Origin of the sequence: Paenibacillus sp. FSL L8-0663 (assembly GCF_038008125.1) — a bacterium.
GTDB lineage: Bacteria > Bacillota > Bacilli > Paenibacillales > Paenibacillaceae > Paenibacillus > Paenibacillus polymyxa_D.
Map to the genome: position 1 here is coordinate 5,241,397 of NZ_JBBOYM010000001.1, position 22,139 is coordinate 5,263,535.

At 50.6% G+C, this 22,139-nt stretch carries 21 protein-coding genes and 1 riboswitch; of the genes, 1 reads left to right on the top strand and 20 read right to left on the bottom strand.

Annotated features, from left to right (window positions below):
* Positions 1–46: 46 nt before the first annotated feature.
* The 4 genes from MKY75_RS23200 to MKY75_RS23215 all read right to left on the bottom strand — a co-directional run bounded on the left by MKY75_RS23200 (position 47) and on the right by MKY75_RS23215 (position 3,415).
* Positions 47–619 carry a hypothetical protein gene (locus MKY75_RS23200; protein WP_340886671.1) on the bottom strand — a complete coding sequence of 191 codons (573 nt, stop codon included), beginning with the start codon at positions 617–619 and terminating at the stop codon, positions 47–49.
* A gap of 22 nt (positions 620–641) precedes the next feature.
* On the bottom strand, positions 642–2,312 hold the full coding sequence (locus MKY75_RS23205) for an ABC1 kinase family protein (RefSeq protein ID WP_069010059.1): 1,671 nt from the start codon (positions 2,310–2,312) through the stop codon (positions 642–644).
* A gap of 1 nt (position 2,313) precedes the next feature.
* A complete protein-coding gene (locus MKY75_RS23210) occupies positions 2,314–2,673 on the bottom strand; it encodes a phasin family protein (RefSeq protein ID WP_013312404.1) in 360 nt (119 codons plus the stop codon).
* Positions 2,674–2,776: 103 nt separating this feature from the next.
* Positions 2,777–3,415 carry a ThuA domain-containing protein gene (locus MKY75_RS23215; protein ID WP_165146049.1) on the bottom strand — a complete coding sequence of 213 codons (639 nt, stop codon included), beginning with the start codon at positions 3,413–3,415 and terminating at the stop codon, positions 2,777–2,779.
* Between the two features lie 439 nt (positions 3,416–3,854).
* Here MKY75_RS23215 and MKY75_RS23220 point away from each other — a divergent pair, with 439 nt between their 5' ends.
* The gene (locus MKY75_RS23220) at positions 3,855–4,304 is read left to right on the top strand and encodes an AbrB/MazE/SpoVT family DNA-binding domain-containing protein (protein ID WP_025721620.1); all 450 of its coding nucleotides are present in this window, start codon (positions 3,855–3,857) and stop codon (positions 4,302–4,304) included.
* Positions 4,305–4,439: 135 nt separating this feature from the next.
* Here the strand turns inward: MKY75_RS23220 and MKY75_RS23225 are convergent, their stop codons facing one another.
* The 16 genes from MKY75_RS23225 to MKY75_RS23300 all read right to left on the bottom strand — a co-directional run bounded on the left by MKY75_RS23225 (position 4,440) and on the right by MKY75_RS23300 (position 22,038).
* Entirely contained in the window at positions 4,440–5,897 is a 1,458-nt protein-coding gene (locus MKY75_RS23225) for a cobyrinate a,c-diamide synthase (RefSeq protein ID WP_340886674.1), read from the bottom strand.
* Entirely contained in the window at positions 5,890–6,978 is a 1,089-nt protein-coding gene (locus MKY75_RS23230) for a cobalt-precorrin 5A hydrolase (protein WP_069010063.1), read from the bottom strand. The genes MKY75_RS23225 and MKY75_RS23230 overlap by 8 nt, the downstream gene beginning before the upstream one ends.
* On the bottom strand, positions 6,971–7,765 hold the full coding sequence (gene cobM / locus MKY75_RS23235; RefSeq protein ID WP_318627959.1) for a precorrin-4 C(11)-methyltransferase: 795 nt from the start codon (positions 7,763–7,765) through the stop codon (positions 6,971–6,973). The genes MKY75_RS23230 and cobM overlap by 8 nt, the downstream gene beginning before the upstream one ends.
* Positions 7,762–8,478, bottom strand: coding sequence for a precorrin-2 C(20)-methyltransferase (gene cobI, locus MKY75_RS23240; RefSeq protein ID WP_318627960.1), 717 nt, complete (start codon positions 8,476–8,478; stop codon positions 7,762–7,764). The genes cobM and cobI overlap by 4 nt, the downstream gene beginning before the upstream one ends.
* 31 nt (positions 8,479–8,509) lie before the next feature.
* On the bottom strand, positions 8,510–9,766 hold the full coding sequence (cbiE, locus tag MKY75_RS23245) for a precorrin-6y C5,15-methyltransferase (decarboxylating) subunit CbiE (RefSeq protein WP_340886675.1): 1,257 nt from the start codon (positions 9,764–9,766) through the stop codon (positions 8,510–8,512).
* On the bottom strand, positions 9,759–10,904 hold the full coding sequence (locus tag MKY75_RS23250; RefSeq protein WP_340886677.1) for a cobalt-precorrin-5B (C(1))-methyltransferase: 1,146 nt from the start codon (positions 10,902–10,904) through the stop codon (positions 9,759–9,761). Before MKY75_RS23250 ends, cbiE begins: the two co-directional genes overlap by 8 nt.
* 74 nt (positions 10,905–10,978) lie before the next feature.
* Entirely contained in the window at positions 10,979–11,623 is a 645-nt protein-coding gene (locus MKY75_RS23255) for a precorrin-8X methylmutase (RefSeq protein ID WP_069012857.1), read from the bottom strand.
* A gap of 168 nt (positions 11,624–11,791) precedes the next feature.
* Positions 11,792–12,571, bottom strand: coding sequence for a precorrin-6A reductase (gene cobK, locus MKY75_RS23260; protein ID WP_209947751.1), 780 nt, complete (start codon positions 12,569–12,571; stop codon positions 11,792–11,794).
* Positions 12,568–13,629: a sirohydrochlorin chelatase gene (locus tag MKY75_RS23265; RefSeq protein ID WP_340886680.1), complete on the bottom strand. Its 1,062-nt coding sequence runs from the start codon at positions 13,627–13,629 to the stop codon at positions 12,568–12,570. Before MKY75_RS23265 ends, cobK begins: the two co-directional genes overlap by 4 nt.
* A 92-nt stretch (positions 13,630–13,721) precedes the next feature.
* Positions 13,722–15,518, bottom strand: coding sequence for a precorrin-3B C(17)-methyltransferase (gene cobJ / locus MKY75_RS23270; RefSeq protein WP_340886683.1), 1,797 nt, complete (start codon positions 15,516–15,518; stop codon positions 13,722–13,724).
* 311 nt (positions 15,519–15,829) lie between these two features.
* Positions 15,830–16,015, bottom strand: a riboswitch (cobalamin riboswitch).
* A 57-nt stretch (positions 16,016–16,072) separates the two neighbouring features.
* Positions 16,073–16,627: an LOG family protein gene (locus tag MKY75_RS23275; RefSeq protein ID WP_340886685.1), complete on the bottom strand. Its 555-nt coding sequence runs from the start codon at positions 16,625–16,627 to the stop codon at positions 16,073–16,075.
* A 201-nt stretch (positions 16,628–16,828) separates the two neighbouring features.
* A complete protein-coding gene (locus MKY75_RS23280; RefSeq protein ID WP_340886687.1) occupies positions 16,829–17,680 on the bottom strand; it encodes a uroporphyrinogen-III synthase in 852 nt (283 codons plus the stop codon).
* A 101-nt stretch (positions 17,681–17,781) separates the two neighbouring features.
* Positions 17,782–18,936: a GerAB/ArcD/ProY family transporter gene (locus MKY75_RS23285; RefSeq protein WP_069012109.1), complete on the bottom strand. Its 1,155-nt coding sequence runs from the start codon at positions 18,934–18,936 to the stop codon at positions 17,782–17,784.
* Positions 18,937–18,978: 42 nt separating this feature from the next.
* Positions 18,979–19,203: a hypothetical protein gene (locus MKY75_RS23290; RefSeq protein WP_029518596.1), complete on the bottom strand. Its 225-nt coding sequence runs from the start codon at positions 19,201–19,203 to the stop codon at positions 18,979–18,981.
* A complete protein-coding gene (locus MKY75_RS23295; RefSeq protein ID WP_069012107.1) occupies positions 19,196–20,413 on the bottom strand; it encodes a Ger(x)C family spore germination protein in 1,218 nt (405 codons plus the stop codon). The genes MKY75_RS23290 and MKY75_RS23295 overlap by 8 nt, the downstream gene beginning before the upstream one ends.
* On the bottom strand, positions 20,413–22,038 hold the full coding sequence (locus tag MKY75_RS23300; protein WP_069012104.1) for a spore germination protein: 1,626 nt from the start codon (positions 22,036–22,038) through the stop codon (positions 20,413–20,415). Before MKY75_RS23300 ends, MKY75_RS23295 begins: the two co-directional genes overlap by 1 nt.
* Between the last annotated feature and the right edge of the window lie 101 nt (positions 22,039–22,139).

The window sequence follows — 22,139 nt, forward strand, 5'->3', positions numbered from 1 at the left end:
AAAGATTAGTTTCCGTTCATAGCTCGTTTGATTCGTTTTCTTATATTTAAAATTTTCGCAATTCCTGTACAAGCTCCGATAAAGCTTCAGCAATCTCCGAGTCTGCATGGTGCTGGAGTAAACTCTCAAAGTCAGGCAGTGCTTGCTTCAATAATCGATAGCTATAGTCATAATAACTCCAAAAAGCTACCGGATCATAACCACGTGCTTCCTCCTCTTCCCATTCCAGTTCATCTTCTTCTGGATCGCTGTCTGCTGACCATAGATATTTTTCGTCCAGCAGCATGGTTAGGGATTCAACAGACTTCTGTGAATCCTCTTGTGCATTTTCCATGTCCAATGCTCCAACAACCGCATGGTACAGTTCCAACTCACTCGGCGTGATATCATCCGAATTTCTCGTGTGCATATTACGCAATAAGAAAAGTAACACCCATGGCGTAACCTGCCACAGTGTGCCTTGATGCTCTATCAGATCAGCAATGGCTGCGTACTCCCCATTGGATATCAATTGTGGCAACTCCGTGCCTCTACCATAAGGAGTAGTCAGGCGGTGCCAAGGCACCTCTGCAATTTGGAGACCATCCATTAGGGCAGTGTTCATCTTATGAGTATCCATAACTCTCCTTTCTGGTCGGTATCTAAAACCTTCCCGATTTAAAAATGGAATACAGTAAAAAGGCAACCATTAAGAGAGCGACAACAAAGCCGATTTCAATAGCAGGTACATTCCACAGCATGGTCGCCTGATGATTCAGCGATGAACCGATAATCAGTCCGACCATAATAATGCTGAACGCTAACAGCACGATACTGAATGACAGGCGGTTGCTGATCTGATCCAGCCTGCGCAGAAGCATTTCCAGCTCCGGCACAGTAACCTCCAGCTTAAGCTTGCCCTTGCCGATAATCGAGGCTAAATGCCTCGCCTGTCCTGGCAGTTCCATCAGCGCTTCCACCAGCTCAGTCGCACCGCCGAGCAGCTTGCCTCGGATACGACGACCGCTGAAGCGTTCCTTCAGCAGCCTGTTACCAAAGGGCTCAGCCAAAGCGATAATACTGAGATCAGGGTCCAGATGCTCCACGACCCCCTCCAGTGTCAGCAACGCCTTGCCTAGCAACAGGACGTCCGACGGCAAACCAATCCGATGGCGCTGCGCTGCGCCAAACAGGTCGTTCAAAGCATCACCAATACTGACCTGTGAAAAAGGAACGTCTGAGTAATCTTCGCGTATCTTGTCCAGATCGGCACGTAGCGCATTCAGGTTGGTATCCGGTTCGACCAGCCCCAAACGTGCGATAGACCGAACCATGGCATCGGTATTTTTGCGCATCAGGGCAATAATGAGGGAAGCGAGATGATTCTTCATCTCTTCGCTCAGCCTTCCCGTCATGCCAAAGTCCAAATAAGCGAGACTACCATTTTTCAGAACGAGTAAATTCCCCGGATGGGGATCGGCATGAAAAAATCCCTCTATAAAAATTTGATGCAACATGCTGTTCACCAGCCGCTGCGCCAGTTCTTTCAAGTTATATCCACGGCGTAATAGCTCTTCACGACTACCCAAGTGAGTTCCGTCTAGAAACTCCATGGTCAGTATACGGGAAGAGGTATGATCCCAGTATATTTTCGGAATATAGATATGTGGGTCCTGCTCAAATTGGAGCGCAATCTTCTCTGTATTACGGGCTTCGTGGTTGTAATCCAACTCCTGAATGAGCGATCTCCCCAGCTCCTCTACCATCTGGCGAAGCTGATACCGCTCTACCCATTCCCAGCGCTTGGCTGCCATTGCGGTCAGTTCCCGCAAAATGTCCAAATCTCGCCGAATGATGCGATTAACGCCAGGACGCTGGATTTTAATGGCGACCATTTCGCCGCTGTGCAGCTTGCCCAAATGCACTTGCCCGATCGAAGCAGCGGCCAGCGGAACATCGTCAAAACGAACCAGTATGTCCTCTAATGACGTGTCCAGCTCCTGCTCCAGAATGCCACGCGCCGTTTCAGATGAAAACGGCGGTACCTGATCCTGAAGCTTAACCAGCTCACGGATAATAGGCTCCGGCAGCAGGTCAGCACGTGTGCTTGCCAACTGTCCAAGCTTGATGAATGCAGGCCCCAGATCCTCCAGCACAAGTCGAATCCGTTCACCTAACGTTTTGGACTCGGGAGTTTCTCTCGTCAGCCACTTGCGAGGCAGTGACAGTAGCTGGAACAGTCCCATTTCTTCCACCATATAGCCAAAGCCATGACGCGCCAGCGCCATGGCAATTTCCCGGTAACGACCGGCGTGCTTCATACGAACCGCCATTTTAATCCAGCCGGTTCGCTTCTTCAGCGTCGCTCGAACCCGTAAGCGCCGCCTTTTCTTTTTCCAGCTCCGCTACCTGTTTTTCCAACAATGCCACACGCTGCTCCAAACTTGTGACATCATTTTCGGTAGGTACTTCCAGCTCCTGCAAAATGCGGCTAACCTGTTCGCGTATCACTGTTTTGAATTGTCCCTGTTCCTCTGCCCCTCGTTCGATCAGACGATCGACCAGTGCTTTGGATTCCGAAGGCGCAAGTTCTCCGCGGTTTACAAGATCCTCGACGGCTTTCTCCACCTTTTCTTTGCTGACAACGGTGAGGCCCCACCCCAATGAGATGGCTTTTTTGAACAAATCGCTCATAATATATCCTCCCCTACCTGTGATTACCTACTAGTATAACCTGAAAAGGGGAGCCGCATAAAGCTCGCAGCTCCCCTTCCTCAATGAATGGAATGATCTATGTTTAACCCGGAAAGCGTCCAGCCCACTTAGCAGCCTGAAGCAGCAGCTTACGGTATCCCTCGTGCTGGAAACTTGGCTGATTATGTCCAGGCATCAGGTAGACGACCCGACCCAAGCCATAGGACAGTGACCATGCAGCCGGCCACCACTGACCTTCATACTCGTATTCCATCAGTAGTGTTTTTTCAGTGAATGGATCAAAATCAAAACGATATGGCTCCTCTTGCATCTCGAACGGTTCGATTCCTTCCATAATCGGATGATCCGGCTCTGTTACCTTGAAGGAAAGCTGCTCCGCTGCCGGATGCCGCAGGAAGCGTGCTCCCATGAGCTGTGCTATTTCATAACGTCCTTGCAATGTGATTCCGTTATGCAGCACAAGCAGTCCACCTCCGCCGCTAACATAGGACAGCAGTCCTGCTGTTTGTTGAGGAGACAGAACCTCCTTACGGCTATCACAATACGAGATGCATAGATCGAATGAGGCTAGATTTTCCTTGAGCAGCATTTTACGATTTTCACTGCATTGTACCGTCATCCAATCCTGTAAAATATGGCTAATCTCTTCGTCCACCCCTTGCAGCGGGTGAAACTCCGGATACGAATAATCTCCTAACAACAATGCTTTTCTTTTTTCCATGATAAATCCTCCTTGCCTGACTTGTATATAAGGACTTTAAAGGCGGGGTCCGTGTCATTCATTCTTGTTTGTGGGGTCAAAACGCTCAGAAAATTCTGTTTGGCCCTCATTCATTTCCCATAACACCGCCATCATTGTCCGAGCTACGGCATATATAAATAATTCTACAGACGGCCTATTAAATCCTTTAGCAGAAGATTATAGCATATATGTTCGCTCGGAATAAACTTATTAAAACTTATTCAAAATTTATAAATCTGAACGATGGCGATTCGGCCTCTTTATGGTATACTCGTAAGAAAAAAAGTGCGTCCATGCTTGATTAACAATAAAGGGCCGCTTTTTGTAAGAAATTTATGCTTGCGGTTATAGAATTGATAAGAATTGCCTCAAACCTTATACATTCTATACATCTTAAAAAACCGGGGAGGTTGCATGAATGAAAAGGACTGGAATGACCCGGCCCTTGGACAGCTTGGGGCGAATTGTGCTTCCTAAAGAGTTGCGCATGACGATGGAGATTGACATCGGCGATCCATTAGAGTTTTTTATTGAAGACCAGACACTCATGCTCCGTAAGTACAAATCAACCAACTGTATATTTTGCGGTGCGGTTGATACTAACACCTATTTTAAAGATCAGTTTATCTGCGATGAATGTGCGGCCTCGATGAAAACGGAAGATTTAGTTCCGGTCACAGCGACTGAAACCCATTCACCCCCACTTAAGCAAAACATGCATATGAAAAAAATTTATCAGCGCACAGACGTTATTTTGGAGAAAATGAGAGAGCTTATGGAAGAACATCCAGCATCTTCACAAAAACAACTCGCCTCCATGCTTGGCGTGAGTCAGGGAAGGATTTCCCAGCTGAAAAAGCTCATGTAAGTGAACCACCAAAAAAGTAATGTATACGCTTCCATACCATGTAAGGTTTAAATCTATTGAAATTTAGAAAAGCCGGCCCCTTTCAGGGAATCGGCTTCTTTTTGTTTATATGAAATGGTGGACTCGTTTGCAAAACTATGGACTGTAAGCCCGGCATTGTTCCACCCAGCGTGCTGCCGCTTTGGGAAGAGAAGCGAGATGAACATGCGTGTAGGCTGCCAAAAGATTCCCTTTCGCATAGCCTTCGCTCTGAAGACCACGCATCCCCTTGGTTTGATAGGCGTAGGAGTAGGGGGCGGATGATTCGTCATAGTGCATGACAGAATAATGAAATTCATGTCCCCGAATGGTCTGTCCAGCCTCCAGCAGTAAGCAATCCTGCAAAGCTGTTGCTTCACGGTATCCCAGTGCGGCCCGTTTCTCCTGCATGCGGACGTCCGACGGAATAACTCCGGCCATGTGATGGGCATTCCCCATACGATCCGTAAGAGTCCGTGCCAGTACCATATAACCGCCGCATTCGGCGAATACTGGCATATCCCGGCTCACCGCGTTGCGGATATCTTCCAAAAAACCCGTATTTGCAGCGATATCTGCGGCAAACTCTTCAGGGAAACCGCCGCCCAGGTATAGGCCGCTTGCCTGCTCAGGTACGCGTTCTCCCGCCAGCGGACTGAAATAGACAATCTCTGCTCCCGCCTGACGCAGCAAATCCATATTTTCCGGGTAGTAAAAATTGAACGCAGCATCTCTGGCGACGGCGATGACGGGACGTTCCCCGGTATCAGCTTCATGCCCTGCTGATGGAAGCCGATTCAGGGAAAATAATGGGTGCTCGGGCGGGCTGGGCGGCGGAGCCGAATCTGCCAATGCCCGCAGTGCATCCAGATCCGTACCCGCACGGATCAGCTCTGCCGCCCGTTGGAAAAGCGGCTCCAGCTCGCCGCGTTCCACAGCGGGTACTAAACCCAGATGACGCTCAGGAATATCCAGCCCGTCATCACGCTTTAACCAGCCGAGCACAGGGATGCCGCACTCCTGCTCGATCGCCTTTTTGACGATGCTATAGTGCCCTTGGCTGCCGCAGCGATTCACAATTACGCCCACAATGCGCAGCTTGGGCTCCAATCGCTGAAAGCCGAGCACAATAGCGGCGGCGCTTCGTGCCATACTGCGCACGTCGATCACCAGCAATACAGGGCTGTCCGTCAGCATGGCGATCTCAGCGGTCGAGCCGGTATTGCTGAGCGGGTCCTTGCCGTCATACAGCCCCATGACGCCTTCAATCACGGAAATATCCGCGCCTTCGGAAGCACGGATAAAGGTTTCACGCACCGTATCCGGTGAGGTCATCCATGAATCCAGATTACGGGAAGATGTCCCTGTCGCGGCCGTATGATAGGTGGGATCGATATAATCCGGCCCGCATTTAAACCCCTGCACTCGCAGGCCGCTGTCGGCGAACGCCTTCATCAGCCCGAGGGTAACAGTCGTTTTGCCTGCGCCGCTGCCTGTTCCGGCAACAACAATACGGCTTCTACGCGTAGCGGCAGACGGATCAGACTGTACAGCCTGCTTCATGACGTCAGTCATAGGAAACCCGCGCTACAGACAACGTCATATTGCCGCTTTTTTTCTTCTCCAGCAGCCAATGGTCTGCACCGGAGGACAACAAGGCTGAAGGTTCACTGACCCCATATGCACCAGTGTATTTAAAGACGGTTTCCGATGGATTGGGAAGCTGCACCGTATTCAGCTCTGACGGAGTATACGTCACCAGTTCCCAACCGTATTTGGCGCAAAGGGCAAGTAAGCCCTCTTCGTCCTTTTTCAAATCAATGGTGGCAATATTCCGTACGCTTTTCACGGACAAACGCAGCTCTTGCAAGGTGTTCAGCACACCCGCTTCCAGCTCCTCTAATGCAGTCCCACGGTTGCAGCCAATGCCCAGTACCAAGCTTTTCGGACGGTACAGCACGCCATTAGAAAGAAGTTGCTCCTCTTCCTCCGGCTCCAATAAACGGTCGCTCACGACCAACGCGGCGTTAAACGGTTCTTGTAATGCTTCTGCCGTCGAAGCATATACCTTGATATGTCCAGGTACAGGCTTGTCATAACGCCACCAGTTCCGTTCGCCCGTCTCTTGTATGAGCGCAACAGGCTCCTCGTTCACAACAGCAGCGCTCACGGGAGTGGCCTTGTCGAAGCTATCGACCACCCAACCCAATTCTCGACCCAACATGTCCACCGGAATTGTGCCCTGCACGTCCGATGCAGTTGTGATTACCGCACGTGCGCCCAGCACAGCGGCTACATGGCGGGTCAATTCATTGGCGCCGCCCAAATGACCGGACAGCACGCTAATGACATGCTCCCCGCGATCATCAATGACGACTACCGCCGGGTCTACCTTTTTATCCACCAAAATTGGTGCAATCATACGAACCACTGCACCGAGAGATATAAATAAAATAATACCGTTATATTGTTTAAATAAATCCGGCAAGATCAGCTTGACCGAGCCTTCGAACAACTGAATGCCACGCTCCTGCTCGTCGCCACGCTCAAATTTGGACATGTAATACACATCCGTACCCGGAAAGCTGGCTCCCAGATTGCGGACCATTTCCACTCCATGCTTCGTGATCGCCACAGCGGCAAATGGATTACTCACCGGGCTTCACTCCCTTCCGGTAGCCGTGGGTGAACGACTTATCATACAGCTTGGAACGATGCGCATCCTTGTCCACCAGCTCTGGGTCGAGCGCCCAGCCCGCCAAAATCATGGCATGCATCGTTATGCCTGCTGCACGCAAATCGGCGGGTAATTGAGCAAGCGTCGTGCGCACGATCTTTTGATCCGGCCAGGTCGCACGCTGTACAACCGCTACAGGCGTGTCCTCGCTCCAGCCTGCCGCCAGAAACTCAACGACCACCTTCTTCGCCAGCGTTGCGCTGAGGAATAAAGCCACTGTGCAGTGATGGGAAGCCAGATCACGCAGCTTTTCCCGATCCGGTACAGGTGTACGGCCTTCAGCACGCGTCAGAATGACGGTCTGTGTCAGATCAGGCACCGTTAGCTCTGCACCCAGCACGGCCGCAGAAGCAAAGACCGAGCTGACGCCCGGTACGATTTCGTAGGCTAATCCGCGCTGCTTCAGCAACACCATCTGTTCCAAAATAGCTCCGTACACTGCCGGATCGCCTGTATGTACGCGAGCTACACTGCGTCCAGCCTGCACAGCCTCGCTCATAATCTCAACCTGCCGCTCCAGATCCATGCCTGAGCTTTGCAATACCTGCGCCTCTGGTTTGGCCGTGGCAATCAACTCGTCGTTCACGAGTGAATCCGTGTACAATACCACATCGGCCGTGCGTAGAATCCGGGAACCTTTGACCGTAATCAGCTCCGGATCGCCGGGACCTGCTCCTACGATATATACTTTGGGCTCCAACGTCATTTGCTCACCACCATTAAACTCAAATATTCAAGCTCCTGTCCGCGCAGCTCACGTGCGTTGCGCCATACCATTTCATAAGGAGAAGTGACCTTGGTAATGACTGATGCACGGTCCCCCAAATTGAGTTCATCGAGCACATCCAAAATCAAATCTAACACCTTGGCAACCTTAATAAACACGACCGTATCGTGATTCTCAATCGCCCGCTTCATCGCTTCCCGATCATCCGTAGCCGGTATAATACCGACCTGCTGATCTCCGTCTGCCAAAGGCAATTCCAGCGCTGCCGCCGCGCCCAACACAGACGAAATGCCCGGAATGGATACAATTGGCACCTCTGGATGGAGATCCTTCATGAGTCGTGCCAAGTGAATAAAGGTACTGTACAGATTGGGGTCTCCCTCTGTGACAAAAGCTACATCCTTGCCTTCACGCAGCGCCTCCCAGCAAGCAACCACCGTTTTGTTCCACTCACGCTCCAGTACAACCGGGTCCTTGGTCATTGGAAAAATGAGTCCCAGCATCTCCTTTTCCTCCGGGTTGACGTACAACTCCACGATCTCGTGAGCATACGATTTGCCCCCCCGGCGTTTCTTCGGATAAGCCACAACTGCACATTCCTGAATCATGCGATACGCCTTGACTGTAATCAGCTCGGGATCACCCGGCCCCACTCCTACGCCGTAAAGTGTTCCTGTTGCCGCCGTATTCATGCTGTCTCTCTCCCCCTCTTGAATAACCAGCTTACTCCCCTGCTACTTCATCAGCCACGTCTACCGACGGCTGTCCTGTAATGACATATATCGGATTGAGTCCGTCAAAACGCGTCATATTCAAAATCGGCTTGCTGCGCGCTGTTTGCAGTAACGTCACCGAAGTATCGAGTCCTGCTGTTTGCATCGCCTTCATACCGTCATGTAGCGTCTCAATCGTTGCAGCATTCACTACAATTCGTCCATCCTTACGCAGACGGGAAGCGCACAGACGAATCAGCTCGGACAATTCTCCCCCGCTCCCACCGATAAACACCGCATCCGGGTCTGGCAGATCTTCCAATCCGGCAGGCGCTTTGGCATGAATAACCGGGAAATCGGTGCGGAATTTGATCTTGTTTGCTTCGACATTAGCCAGGTCGCCTTCGTTCTTCTCAATGGCAAATACTTGCCCATACTTAGCCAGTCGCGCACATTCTACCGCTACAGAGCCGGAGCCTGCACCGATGTCCCATACGATGCTTCGCTCGGTCAGACGCAGCTCAGACAAGCTGAATACGCGTACTTCACGCTTCGTGATTAGTCCTTTTTCCGGCTTGCGCTGGTGAAATTCCGCATCCTCGAAGCCAAATCCCCGCCGAATTGCAGGCACGTTTTCACCCTTACGGCGGCGCAAAATAACCACATTCAATGGTTGGAACGTTCTCTGCGCCATCTCTTCCAGCGTATAATGCTGATACACCTCATCCGGTCCGCCCAAATGCTCGCCGACAAAAGCATCATATTCCGTCATGCCATAATGCAGCAGATAGGCAGCGACTGCACCGGGATGATTCCGGTCGTCCGTCAACAGCGCGACCTTGTTCTGTCCGTCAATCCGCTGCGCCAGTCCGGTCATCGGGCGACCGTGTACGCTTTCCAGCACCGCATCCTGCCAGCTTTCACCGAGACGCGCAAACGCCAGCTGAACCGAGCTGAGATGCGGCATAATATCCAGATGTTCCGCCCCCAGCTTGGCAGACAAATAACCTGCAATTCCAAAAAAAAGCGGATCGCCGGACGCAAGCACGACAATATCCTTGTCCTCACGCAACCGTCCCAATTCTTCCACCACGGCGGATAAGCCGCTCTTTAATGTTCGTTTTTCCCCTGCGGCTGCCTTGAAAAATCCTAGCTGGCGTTCTCCACCAACCAGCAGGTCCGCACGCTCAATTTGCTCCAATGTTTCCTGCGACAGACCTGCCGCTCCATTTTCACCGATACCAATGACACGGATCACTTTACTCACCGACTCTCGCCCTCCCCAACACGTTCCCTTTCAGCGTTATCAGTACCATTTCCACAACGATTCCACCACCTGCATGCTCCAGACAATGCTGACATCCATAGGTACACAGCTTTTCAAAAAAGCTCAGCGCATTCGCTTCGGTCATCATATCCGCCACCTGCGTAGCTGTATTTGCCTCTGCCACTGCCGCTGCAAGCGACTCATCCACACCCGCTTCACGCGCAACCTCAGCCAAAAAGCCAAAATCCACCGGAGCGCTCTTGGAGTGAACCATCATGATACCTTGAGCGACCTTGGACAGCTTACCGGGCATACCGACGAGAATAATCTTTTTCATTCCCAGCCGTTTCCCTTGCTTTATAGCAAAGCCAACAAAGTCCCCCATCTGAATAAAGGCCTCTTCCGTCAGCTGATCATACATTTGCATGGCGTATTTTTCACTGCTGCCGCCTGTGGTCAGGACGATTTCCTGGCAGTTCATCGCTTGCGCAACTGATATGGCCTGCACGACACTGGCTTTATAAGCTGACGTGGAAAACGGAACGACCACACCACGCGTGCCTAGTATGGAAATACCGCCAAGAATGCCAAGCCGACCGTTCAGCGTTTTCTTGGCAATTTCTTCACCATCCGGTACGCTGATGACGACACGGACACCTTTGGCCGATCCGTGCTCCTCAAGCACATCTGTCACAGCCTCCGTAATCATCCGGCGCGGCACCGGATTAATCGCTGCTTCTCCGACAGGCACAGGCAGACCGGGCTTCGTTACCCGCCCCACGCCGATGCCACCGTCCAATTCAATGCCCGGCTCCTCGCGCCAGCTAACGGACGCGATAATTCTCGCCTGATGCGTGGCATCTGGGTCATCGCCACCGTCCTTGATCGTCGTGCAGGAAGCTTCGTCCGCGTCCAACACAGGCTCAATCAGCTCAAACGCCTGATCGAAGCCCGCGGGCAGCGATATCACTGCTTCCTTCGGCGGAATGCCCGTGATGAGCAGTTGTACCGCTCCTTTGGCTACTGCAGCCGCACAAGCTCCTGTCGTAAAGCCTGACCGCATTGGCTTGTCCGGTGCGGGAGCTTCACCGCTTTTCATCCGTTTGGGCTTGTCGGCGGACGCCGCTTCCTTTTCCATGCCAATTCCTCCTTAACCTCTTCTGCTGATCATGTTCCAATTCATTTCATGATACAGCAAACGGACAACCGCATCTAGCGGACAGCCATTAAGGAGATCGCATTCAATGCTGCTACGACAATTGTACTGCCGCCCTTGCGTCCAATATTCGTAATGAACGGAATATCCAGCTTGCGCAGCTCGTCCTTGGATTCTGCCGCCGATACGAAGCCTACGGGCATGCCAATCACCAGTCCGGGCTTGGCCGCTCCTTCTTTCACCAGACGAATCAGCTCCAGCAACGCTGTTGGCGCATTACCAATCGCATAGATACCACCTTCGCTCGCCTGAATCGCTTTGCGCATCGAAATAATGGCGCGTGTCGTATTCAGCCTTTTCGCTTCTTCCATGACGTCAGGGTCAGATATGTACACATGCACATCCCCGCCAAATTGACGGATACGATCCTTACTCAGCCCCGCTTGAATCATCTGCACATCTGCCACTACCTGCTGGCCTGCGCGAATAGCTGCAATCCCGGCTTCAATCGCTTTTGGATGAAACACCATGCTGCGGCCCAGCTCAAAATCAGCAGATGCATGAATGACACGCTGTACAACGGGATATTGCTCTGCTGTAAAAGGATGCTCTCCCAATTCTTCTGTGATCATCTCGAAGCTTTTGCCTTCAATCTCCTGCGGCTGTACCGTTAGCGGTTTAAATTCTGTTTTGAAATCCATGGTAGACCACTCCCTTATGGAAAATTAGAAAATAGTTTAGGAAAATGACAATTCATTGCTACTAAATCATGGATACCTCTAAAAAACACCTGTTTTAAGATGACTATATTTTAAATACATGCCAGAAGTCGTTCCTGATGAACTGGACTCGCAGGGGTAAGGCTCAACTCAAATTGAAGTTTTCTCTTTTGCTGTACGCAGTGCGTTGATGACTCCGTCGAAATGATCAAATACTGTGCCAAATTCCACTTCCGGCCTGGAAATCAAAAGTACGTGAATCCCCAGCTCCAATGCAGATTGAACCTTTTCATCCACTGCTCCCGTGCTTCCGCTTTCCTTGGTGACCATCACGGTCGTGCCATAGTGCTTGTACAATGCTTCGTTCATCTCGCGGGAAAAGGGTCCCTGCATGGCAATAATATTTTTTTGCTCCATGCCCAGTTCGCCGCATTTCTCCATATTGTCCAGGCGCGGCAGCATGCGTATAACCAGACGAATCTCCGGATCTCCGAGTAAATGCTTGGTGAACGTGCCGAGCGTCTTACTGCCTGTCGTAAGCATTACAGAACCTTTGAGTTGCTTCGCTTGTAATGCGGCCTCTTCATAGGAAGACACGATGTGGAGCAACGGATGATTGTCATATACAAGTCCTGTCCGCTCATAGCGAATATAAGGAACCCCGGACTCGCGAGCGGCTGTCATCGCATTCGCATGTGCTTCTTCTGCAAAAGGATGACTGGCATCAACAACCGCCTGTATTCCAAGCTCCCGAATCATTGCAGCCATTTCATCGGCTGTCATTCGGCCTGTACGTACGTCTAGTCCCGCTTCAGACAAGCTGGCTGCCGCGCTTTCGGTTACGACTGAGGTCAATACGTTGAAGCCATTGTCACGGATTTGCAGCGCCAATTCCCGAGCATCGCTCGTTCCGCATAGCATGAATATCATGAGCCCTTCACCTGCCCGCTTCCATTCACTACAGATGGCGTATGTGAATGCTCGTGATGGTGATCATGGTCATCATGGCTGTGAGCATGGACATGCTCATGAGTGTGATCGTGGCTGTGTGTATGGTGATCATGATGGTCGTGCTCATGTGTATGATGGTGGTGGTGATGTTCATGTTCATGATGATGATCGTGGTCATGATCGTGGTGATGATGGTGGTGCTCCTGCGCCTCCAGGCGGAACTGGCAGTTATCACAATTGGCTGTAACCTTGCCGAACAAACCTTCCTTAGCTCGCTCCAGCACCAGTTCAACCAATTGAGGATGGAAACCAAAATATCCGCCCATCTCCACTTGTAATGCAGGGTGAGCCTCGGCAAATTCCTGGGTCATTTCTCCGATGCGTTTAATCAGCACACCCGTGAACAGAAAATAGGGAAGCACGATAATCTTTTTGGCCCCCAATCGTACACAACGCTCCAATCCATCGGGAAAGGAAGGCTGCGTCACACCGATAAAGCTGCTCTCTACCCATGTATAAGAAAGCTTCTCCCACAGCATACGGGTGATTTTGAAAAAGTCACTGTTCGCATCTGGATCGCTACTTCCGCGTCCTAATACAAGTACCGCCGTTTCCTCGTCAGGTACCTCGACAGATGCCTCGACAGCGCTAATCATCCCCGCTGGAACTGCAACCGGCTGGGCCTCTTTCAAGCGGCTTAGCAGAATGCTGACGATTTTCTCGTGAACACCAATCGGACGTCCGTATACAAATTCCACCTGCGGATATTTCGCCTTTGCCCGGTCAATAGCCATCGGAATATCAATTTTGGCATGTACCGCTGCGAACAAAATAATCGGAATAAGAACGACACGCGTCGCCCCTTTCTCCACACAAGTTTGCATCCCATCAGCAATGCTGGGACGTGCCAGCTCCAAGAAACAGGTTTCCACGCACATATCCGGTACCCGATCTGCCACTGCCTGTGCAAATTCCAGCAGTTCCTGGTTCCCCTCCGGGTCCCGACTTCCATGTCCAACCAACAATATTGCATCCACTGCTGTTGTTTCCTCCTCTTTAATAGGGATAGCCTGCATGACGCCCTATTTTATATATATGCTTGTATCCCGTTCATCAGGCCTTCAGTCCATTAATCACCACAAACCGCATTCACTTCTACCGTTACTGGTGCATCTTCATGCCGGAACCCCGCAACGACACCTACACGCTTAAAAAATTTATGAAAGCGCTCATTCGGATGTCCTTTTTCCTTATATTCAGCGATGACATGCTCCACGATGTCCGTAATCTGATCACCCGGAATTCCTTCCGCTACAGGCTGAGCGGCATGAGCATTGCGGCCGAATTTTTTGCCACCGAGGAAGAGATCGTACCCACCCTTGCGATAGACGATTCCGATATCCTCTAGTACGGCTCCATAGCAGGCCATACCGCATCCGTTCAAAGCAATGCTCGTTTCCTTGGGTGCCTGTAATCCACCAAGTACAACCTGTAAATGCTCAGCCACAGGCACAGCGTCATCCTTCTCCATATTGCAGAAGTCGCACGCCTTTACCTTAAACACATCGCCAATCGGCATGACAATGAATCGTTCATCCCGTAGCCGCCCGACCAGTTCCTCGGGATCTGCACACGGCACGCGCAGCACGATCTGATGATCTGGCGTGTATTCCAGCTCGCCATCATCACCCGCTACCTCGGCGAGCAGCGCCATCTGGCGAGCGGTGAATTTCTTGTTTCCCACACCCGGGGAAACGCCCACCTCAAACAGCGCAGGCTTGCCAAAGCCGCCTGTCGCCATCCCGGCCGCGGCCCCTGCTCCGGCCACCGCCGACGTTCCGGCGGTGCTCTTGGCGGTAGGCGCTTGCCCGCTCCAGCGAGCGTTGGCTTCGCCAGGCAGCTTACCGCCGATAGCGAGGCGGCTTAGCGCCTCTGCCGCCAGCGATGCCGTGGCTGCGTCGGTTTGCACAGCAGTCGTTGCCTGCACGGCAGCCATCGCTTGCGGGCGTGCCTGCGTCGCAACCGCAGCGCCGCTCGCGGAGGGTCCAGCGGGCGTAGTCGGGGCTGCTCCTGCCTGCGGTGTACCCTCTTGCGCTCCCAGCGACCACGGCTCCGCTTCCGTGCGGAGACGCTGATGCGGCTTGAGCGCCTGCTCGGTCGCATCCAACGTGTATTTGCGCTGATATCCGCGCGGAGTCACGATCAAACCGTCATACACCGTCGTCGAGGAATTGCCGATGATTACAGTCGTCAGCATCCCGATGTCATGGTTCAGCATATCTTCCAGCGTCGTTACAATAACTTGCTGACGCTCACGATAAGCACTTTTCACCAACCCGACCGGAGTTTGCGGATCGCGGTAACGCAGCAAAATGGACTGCGTCTCCACAATCTGGCGGGTACGCCGACCACTGCGCGGGTTGTATAATGCAATCACAAAATCAGCTGAAGCCGCAGCTTCTACACGCTTCACAATCGTTTCCCACGGGGTCAGATGATCACTCAGACTGATCGTGCAAGCATCATGCATAACCGGCGCCCCCAGCAACGAAGCACAGGACTGAATTGCCGAGATCCCCGGTACGACTTCTACCTCAACCCCGTCCTCGCGTCGCCAGCCTTTTTGCATCAGCACTTCGTACACCAGCCCTGCCATACCATAGACTCCCGCATCTCCACTGGAAATGACAGCTACCTTCTTGCCCATCTCTGCTTGGCGAACCGCCTCCTGCGCACGGCTCACTTCCTCTGTCATCCCTGTGCGTACAATCTCCTGTCCGTTCAACAGCGGACGGATCAAATCAACGTAGGTATTGTAGCCGATAATGACCTCACTTTCGTCCAGCGCATCCAGCGCCCGTTTTGTGATATGTTCCATATCTCCTGGTCCAAATCCAATCACCAACAATTTTCCTAATGGGCTCATCGTACTCCTCCTATTCATCCTTTTCAGGGCAGCTATCCTATCTATTTCAATGATTTATGCACATCGTGTAACTTAAAAAAACCCCATCCTGCCCGGATGGGGTTTCTATGTACGTATCTCTCATCAGACGAACAAACAGCGTAAGAAGACACGATTTGTCTTCCTCCAGCCTGCCGTTGTTTTCCATCTGTCTGTTTACGCTTCAAACGCTGCTGCACGTTCATATCCACGCAAACCTCTAGCCAACATGGAAAAAGCAACGTGTGCCTGATTTCCTGATTTCGTACACCCATCCTCTCCGCGAAGGTTAACGGTGCATACAGATCAAGGTAGGTCTCCTGGCTTGGCATCAACGGATTCTTTCGTCTTCCCCGTTTTTCACGAGTGACCAATTAAAAAAATCCTCTTCCTTACAGTGGCGGGACCGCTCGGGATTTGCACCCGATTCCCTGTTACCCTTTGCTCAACCGCAAAGGCACCTTGTCTGTCCGCTATTTGATTATGGGTCTTATCATAACCTTGCCTCAATCAGTTGTGCAAGCACGAAAAAAGCTTTATTTCAAGTTCTGTGCTTTATTTTTTAACATATGTAGCAATTCGTCCGGGTCTGCGGAGATGCTCAGTAGCGCTGGATGCTCACTCCCGGTAAACCCCTCTTGCACACTATGACGCACCATTTCTACTAACGGGTCAAAATATCCATTCACATTCAGCAGCCCAATGGGCTTGCGATGAATGCCGATTTGCGCCCAGCATAGTACCTCGAACAGCTCTTCAAAGGTTCCCAAACCACCCGGAAGGGCAATAAAAGCATCGGCCATCTCGCTCATTGCCGCTTTACGCTCATGCATGCTTGCTACCTCAATAAATTCGGTAACTCCCCGATGAATGATCTCTGCATCAAATAACAGGGTGGGCATAATGCCAGTGACCTGACCGTCACCCGACAGCATTCCATCTGCCACCTCTCCCATTAGCCCCCTGCTAGAGCCGCCATAGATCAGACGGATATGATGGCGAGCCATGGCTTCTCCCAGTTTGCCTGCTGCCTCAACATATACCGATAAATGTCCAGGTCTGGACCCGGCAAATACGCAAATAGAATTCATTAACGTCTCAGCTCCTGTCCTAAGTAGCATCGAAACTTATTCATTATATTAGATAAACATTTTCGCTATAACAAAAATCTTTGTCGATGCATGTCCAACAAAAAAAGATAAAGACCTCGTAGGCCCTTATCTTTATTTTACTCTGTATCCCGAAATATAAGTTCATTTTTTAGCATCTGCATTTATAATTTTGATCTCATTTCAATGACCATTCATGATCTTCAGACCACAGCCATGCACCGAATCGTTATGTTCAAAATATTTGCCCAGCTCCACCATCATCGCGCCCATGCGCTCTTCGGTTGGAAACACGACTCGATCAATCCCTTCTTCCACAATGGACTGTGCAGTCACCTTCCCTACGGATACAGCAATCACATCCTCACGAAAAGCTTCCAGTAAATCCTCAATTCGATTTTGCTCTCTGGCATATTGGGCCAAAAATCGAATTTGCGGACCACTCGTGAATGTAACGGCATCAACATTACGATGGATAACATCCTCCAGTAACGCCTGCAATTTTGCTTCCTCGGGTGGGATATGCTTATAAGGAAGTACCTGGCGGGTCACTGCCCCCTGCTCGTCCAGCCATTTTACCAACCGTGGGGCTGGATCGCCATGCAGCTGCAACAGCACTTCCTTCCCCTTCAGATCGTATGGGGCGAAAGCTCCTGTCAATCCGATCAAACTTCCGTCCTCGTCTCGTACTGCTGGCGTAAAGCCACGCTTTTTGAGTCCATTGACCGTCTTGTAGCCCCGCGCTGCAATGTTGGAAGATTGCAGCAACTCTATAATCTGCTCAGCCACACCCATATCCTCTGCCATATCGAACAGGGCATCCAGCCCCATGCCTGTCGTGAAGATGTACCAGTCCGGAGGGTTCTTTACCCACGATACAACAGCGTTGCGCAGCTCGATATCATCTAGAAAAACAGTGCCCTGGGCCGGACGATGTACTGGCTCCCCTCCCATCTTCACAACTAGCAGCGCCATTTCGTCTGCTTTACGGGGACCAGCAAGAGCGACTCTCTTACCTGTCATGCGTTGTGCCATTCTGTTTCCTCCCTAGTAGAAGTCGTATTTCTTTCTACCAAGTATACAATCAGAGGGGTAAAAGACAAATAAGAATTACTTTTTCGATGAATACAGGAATCTTATAAGTGGGTGTGTCCTGTTCTGTCTCCCTGCCGGCTTTCTAGCTGACTACTGCTATCCCGCTCTCCGTTAGATGCCTTATCATCTCCGCCTTTCCCTTTAGATTTGGGTCGGAGCAACATCCATAGTACCAAGGGCATAAGTACAAAAAAAATGATCATCACCGCGGTCCACTCCCGGCTGAAATCAAAAACTTGCACGATGTTGGAGAACAGCATAAACGAACAGACATAACCTAACAAACCTACGGGCCAAACCATCAGACTCCCCCAGGCATGGGAGAACATACGCTTTACCGCCAAACTGGTAACGTACAGATCAATTCCGATCTTCGTAAGAAAGGTGGGTACGGTCAGTGCTGCCACGAACAAGTCGAACCGATCCAGAAAGTCCGTTAGCTGCAATTGACGCACCAGTTCATACGATGGATAGAACAGCCGTGACAAGATAGGAACACCAATAACCAACTCCGACTGCAACACCAGCATGATCAGAAAAGCGGTTCCGAGCAAATGCCCATACCACGCACTACGTCCATTATAACTCTTTCCAGAAATCACAAAGGGAACCATCAGGATATCGGCCATATATCCCAGCATGCGCCAGCTGCCCTTGATCACTCCCTCTACTTCTGGATGTAAGTAGGGTCTCAGCATCGAAAAATCCATATTACGCCCAAAAAAAAGTGGCATGGTCAACAGCGTCAAAATCAACATCGGCAAAAAAATCTCGGCCATATTCACGATGGTGCTTATTCCGCCTTTGGCCATAAATACCAGAGTTAACAGCACAATAAGAGAAGTGACCACAATCGGAGTCAGCGGCAAAAGCACAACCTCCACTAAATCTGTGATAATTCTCAAATCCCGTGCAAAAATGATCAGGAATAAAATAAGGTAGACTGCAAGCAGCATACGTCCCAGCACAGGATGAGAGCTCACCATCGCCTGCATTAGATCCTGGTCAGGAAAACGACGCTTGAGTTTCAACATCGCCCAGATCGGCAAGCATAGCACGATAGCCGCAATTATACAGGTCCAGTAGGCATGCTGATTCGCGTGATCCGCTGCCTGCGCCGGAGCATGTATAAGGGTAATACCGACCTCCATCAATACACCCAGCAGTACGATTTGTCTGGTTGTGAACTGTTTCATACAGGTCATCCTCCTTTTATCCGCAGGCATCCAATACACGATTTACAACGTAGGGGGGAGCCACATGTCAATAAAACGGGTCAGCCATGTAGCCACATAAACGGTGCTCTTCGTTGATGTTCCGTAAATCCAGATACCAATGCTAATAACATACAATACTCGAGAGACCCAACGATTGATGGCTGGTGCATTGTTAATATTTTTACGGTCAATCAGATACATGAAGAGCATAGCCAGCACCAAAGGTAACAGAAATACTTTATTCATTCTGGATTTGCTCCTTTTTGACCCCGAATGGTTTGGTGACCGCACCAATATTCTCAATATGCACGACCGGATTTATGGTGATCTCCACCTTGGGATATAGTTGCTCCCATTGAGGTTTAATCCGTTTCCATTCATCCGGGTGACTCGTAATAATAGCCCGGCCCAAACCAAGTACGTCTGAACGATACTTTTGCTGAATCACGTGGACAGCCTCTCCCAGCTCCCTCTTGATTTCCTCGGCTGTCTGCTGCTCCAGCCACTTCAAATTTTCCTCGTTGGAAATATCGAAATTCGTCTCATTTTCCTTCACATTCCCATTGCAGTTCATATGAACGGTCATTCGAATCTCATTCCCCTGAATAAAGGGCTTGATATGGACTCTATTTTCGATGAGATGCACAGATATGTAACCTTTACCCTTGGGAGGGGGGATAAATATCTCTGTCTCCTTGGCTTGCTCCATACCCAACAGCAGAAACCGACTGAGATGGTTATCAATAATCCCTGTTAACCTGTCTTGTCGAAAGACTGCCAATCCATCGATCTGAATATTCGTCTTCTTGTCTTTAAGACTAGCGGGCCCATTCTTCACCAGAGACATTACTGGCACCACCGGGTCAATGCCTTCCAGCAGGACGGAATTCATCAGCAGTTTAACGGAACGAGGTTTTTTCATATAGGAAAAGTTAAGCTCACGCACCATTTCCGCTGGATATTGCTCAATCGGAGCATCTGCCTGAAGCACTTCCATCGCTGACCCCTTCGTGATAACAACCAGGGAAGACAGACGGTTCTGCGGAATACGTGCAATGACATCCATCATTTTGCTAATCCCTTCCCGTGCCAGCGTCTCGCCGAACAGCAGTACCCGCCGATGGGAGTAATTAAGTGTTCGCGAAACCCCGCGCTGTTCCTCGGTACTTGCTCCTCGAAAGCTTGGACCTGTTTTGGACTCCAGATAGTAGGACTTCGTACCGCTTGTACCTCCCCCTCCTCCTGTGCTGCCCGAAGATCCTAGTTGTCCAGGCAAAGCAATTTGCATCGTTACCCGGTATTGATCGCCTTCCTTGTCTAGCCCGGTACCCATCACAAAGGCCACATCGTTCACTTCACGGCGATCCCAGCATCCTCCCAAAAGAACAGAACAAAGCAGCAGACAACAGAGCACAGCCGCTTTACGTATTTTTTGTGTATTCGATTTGGGCTTCATCACCATCCCTCCTCGGTGGTAGGCGTTCCATTCATCTTTTCCTTCGCTCGTTTGTTGTTGTCTTTACCAATCCAGGAAGGACGTTTAGTCATTTTCCACCAAGGTGCACGGACGACGATATCCTTTTGATCCGTATGGTTGTACGGGCTATATCCGCTCATGTAAGGGACACCAAACGATGTTAGCTTGGTTAGATGCGTAGCAATCAGCGTTGTCGCAATAATGATCCCAAACAATCCGAATAAACCCGCCATCAGCATGATTGGAAATCGTAGCAGGCGAACTGTGATGGCAAAGTTAAAGCGTGGAATGGTAAACGAAGCAATACCTGTGAGCGACACAACAATGACTATGGGTGCCGATACAATCCCTGCCTGTACTGCGGCCTGCCCAATTACGAGCGCACCAAGAATACTAACGGCCTGACCGACCGTTTTGGGGAGACGAATCCCTGCTTCACGTAATGCCTCAAAAGAAATTTCCATCATTAACGCTTCCACCAGTGCTGGAAAAGGGATAGATTCACGAGCCGCTGCAATACTTAATATGAGTGTCGTCGGCAGCATATCATGGTGATAGGTCGTAACCGCTACATATATTGCTGGCAGAAAGAGAGCCATGATGAGAAAAAGAAAACGAATCCAGCGCACCATATTACTGATGAAAAAACGTTCGTAATAGTCCTCGCTTGCTTGCATCATCTGCCACATCGTGACCGGCCCAATCAGGGCAAAAGGCGTTCCGTCCACAAAAATGGCAAAACGTCCTTCCAGTAATTGGGCAGTGACGGTATCCGGGCGTTCAGTATATTCCATTTGCGGAAACGGAGAAAAGGGATGGTCCTCAATCAGTTCCTCAATATATCCAGTCTCCAGAACACCATCAATATTAATATCGCTGAGCCTTTTTTTTACATCCTCCACCAGTTTGGGATCTATGATCCCTTCAATATAGGTAAGGACGACGCTCGTTTGAGTTTCTGTTCCGATGGTCATGCTGTACATCTTGAGCTTGGAGGTCTTCAACTTGAAACGCAACAGTGCCGTATTGACGCGAAGGGTCTCAGTGAAGCCCTCACGCGGCCCACGAATAACCGCTTCCGTCTGGGGTTCCTCTACGCCACGGCGGACACCACCCTTGGCGCTAAAAATATAAGCACGAGGCGTACCATCTACGAACAAGGCGGCATTGCCGTCCAGTATCGCTGCCGCTACCATCTTCCATTCGTCCATCGTTTTGGTCTGGGACATCGAGATACGAGTTTCATCCAGCGGCTCCAATTTGCCGTTCACTTCAGGGTCCTTGAGCATCATGCCCAGAATGACAGGCCGCAGGATATGATCCTGCAAATCCTCTGATTTTACCGTACCTTCAAAATAAGCCAACAACCCTTTGCGTTCAGGGGAAATCATGAGCTCTCGGTAGACGATATCAGAGCAATCCTTGAAAATGTCACGCAAAGCAATCAAATTGTCTTCCACATTGCTACGCAGCGGCTGTTCCAGCCACGAAGACTCAGGCAGTCCTTTAGGCACATTGGAATTTCGTGTCTTGCGGTCTGCGGCTGGAATCGCTCTCCGGCTCCACGGTAGCTTCGGCAACTTGGGAAAGCGCCCTTTCTTCATCGTTATTCCCCCTTTACGAATGAGCCGAACAGATAATATGACCTATAGGATGTACCAGCCTGCAAAGGATTATGTATCCAATGAACTCAACATGTTGAACG

Excerpts from the sequence above, each read along its gene's own strand:
- MKY75_RS23200 (WP_340886671.1), bottom strand. The coding sequence starts at position 619 with ATGGATACTCATAAGATGAACACTGCCCTAATGGATGGTCTCCAAATT.
- MKY75_RS23205 (WP_069010059.1), bottom strand. The coding sequence starts at position 2,312 with ATGGCGGTTCGTATGAAGCACGCCGGTCGTTACCGGGAAATTGCCATG.
- MKY75_RS23210 (WP_013312404.1), bottom strand. The coding sequence starts at position 2,673 with ATGAGCGATTTGTTCAAAAAAGCCATCTCATTGGGGTGGGGCCTCACC.
- MKY75_RS23215 (WP_165146049.1), bottom strand. The coding sequence starts at position 3,415 with ATGGAAAAAAGAAAAGCATTGTTGTTAGGAGATTATTCGTATCCGGAG.
- MKY75_RS23220 (WP_025721620.1), top strand. The coding sequence starts at position 3,855 with ATGAAAAGGACTGGAATGACCCGGCCCTTGGACAGCTTGGGGCGAATT.
- MKY75_RS23225 (WP_340886674.1), bottom strand. The coding sequence starts at position 5,897 with ATGACTGACGTCATGAAGCAGGCTGTACAGTCTGATCCGTCTGCCGCT.
- cobM (WP_318627959.1), bottom strand. The coding sequence starts at position 7,765 with ATGACGTTGGAGCCCAAAGTATATATCGTAGGAGCAGGTCCCGGCGAT.
- cobI (WP_318627960.1), bottom strand. The coding sequence starts at position 8,478 with ATGAATACGGCGGCAACAGGAACACTTTACGGCGTAGGAGTGGGGCCG.
- MKY75_RS23250 (WP_340886677.1), bottom strand. The coding sequence starts at position 10,904 with ATGGAAAAGGAAGCGGCGTCCGCCGACAAGCCCAAACGGATGAAAAGC.
- MKY75_RS23255 (WP_069012857.1), bottom strand. The coding sequence starts at position 11,623 with ATGGATTTCAAAACAGAATTTAAACCGCTAACGGTACAGCCGCAGGAG.
- cobK (WP_209947751.1), bottom strand. The coding sequence starts at position 12,571 with ATGATATTCATGCTATGCGGAACGAGCGATGCTCGGGAATTGGCGCTG.
- cobJ (WP_340886683.1), bottom strand. The coding sequence starts at position 15,518 with ATGAGCCCATTAGGAAAATTGTTGGTGATTGGATTTGGACCAGGAGAT.
- MKY75_RS23275 (WP_340886685.1), bottom strand. The coding sequence starts at position 16,627 with ATGAATTCTATTTGCGTATTTGCCGGGTCCAGACCTGGACATTTATCG.
- MKY75_RS23280 (WP_340886687.1), bottom strand. The coding sequence starts at position 17,680 with ATGGCACAACGCATGACAGGTAAGAGAGTCGCTCTTGCTGGTCCCCGT.
- MKY75_RS23285 (WP_069012109.1), bottom strand. The coding sequence starts at position 18,936 with ATGAAACAGTTCACAACCAGACAAATCGTACTGCTGGGTGTATTGATG.
- MKY75_RS23290 (WP_029518596.1), bottom strand. The coding sequence starts at position 19,203 with ATGAATAAAGTATTTCTGTTACCTTTGGTGCTGGCTATGCTCTTCATG.
- MKY75_RS23295 (WP_069012107.1), bottom strand. The coding sequence starts at position 20,413 with ATGAAGCCCAAATCGAATACACAAAAAATACGTAAAGCGGCTGTGCTC.
- MKY75_RS23300 (WP_069012104.1), bottom strand. The coding sequence starts at position 22,038 with ATGAAGAAAGGGCGCTTTCCCAAGTTGCCGAAGCTACCGTGGAGCCGG.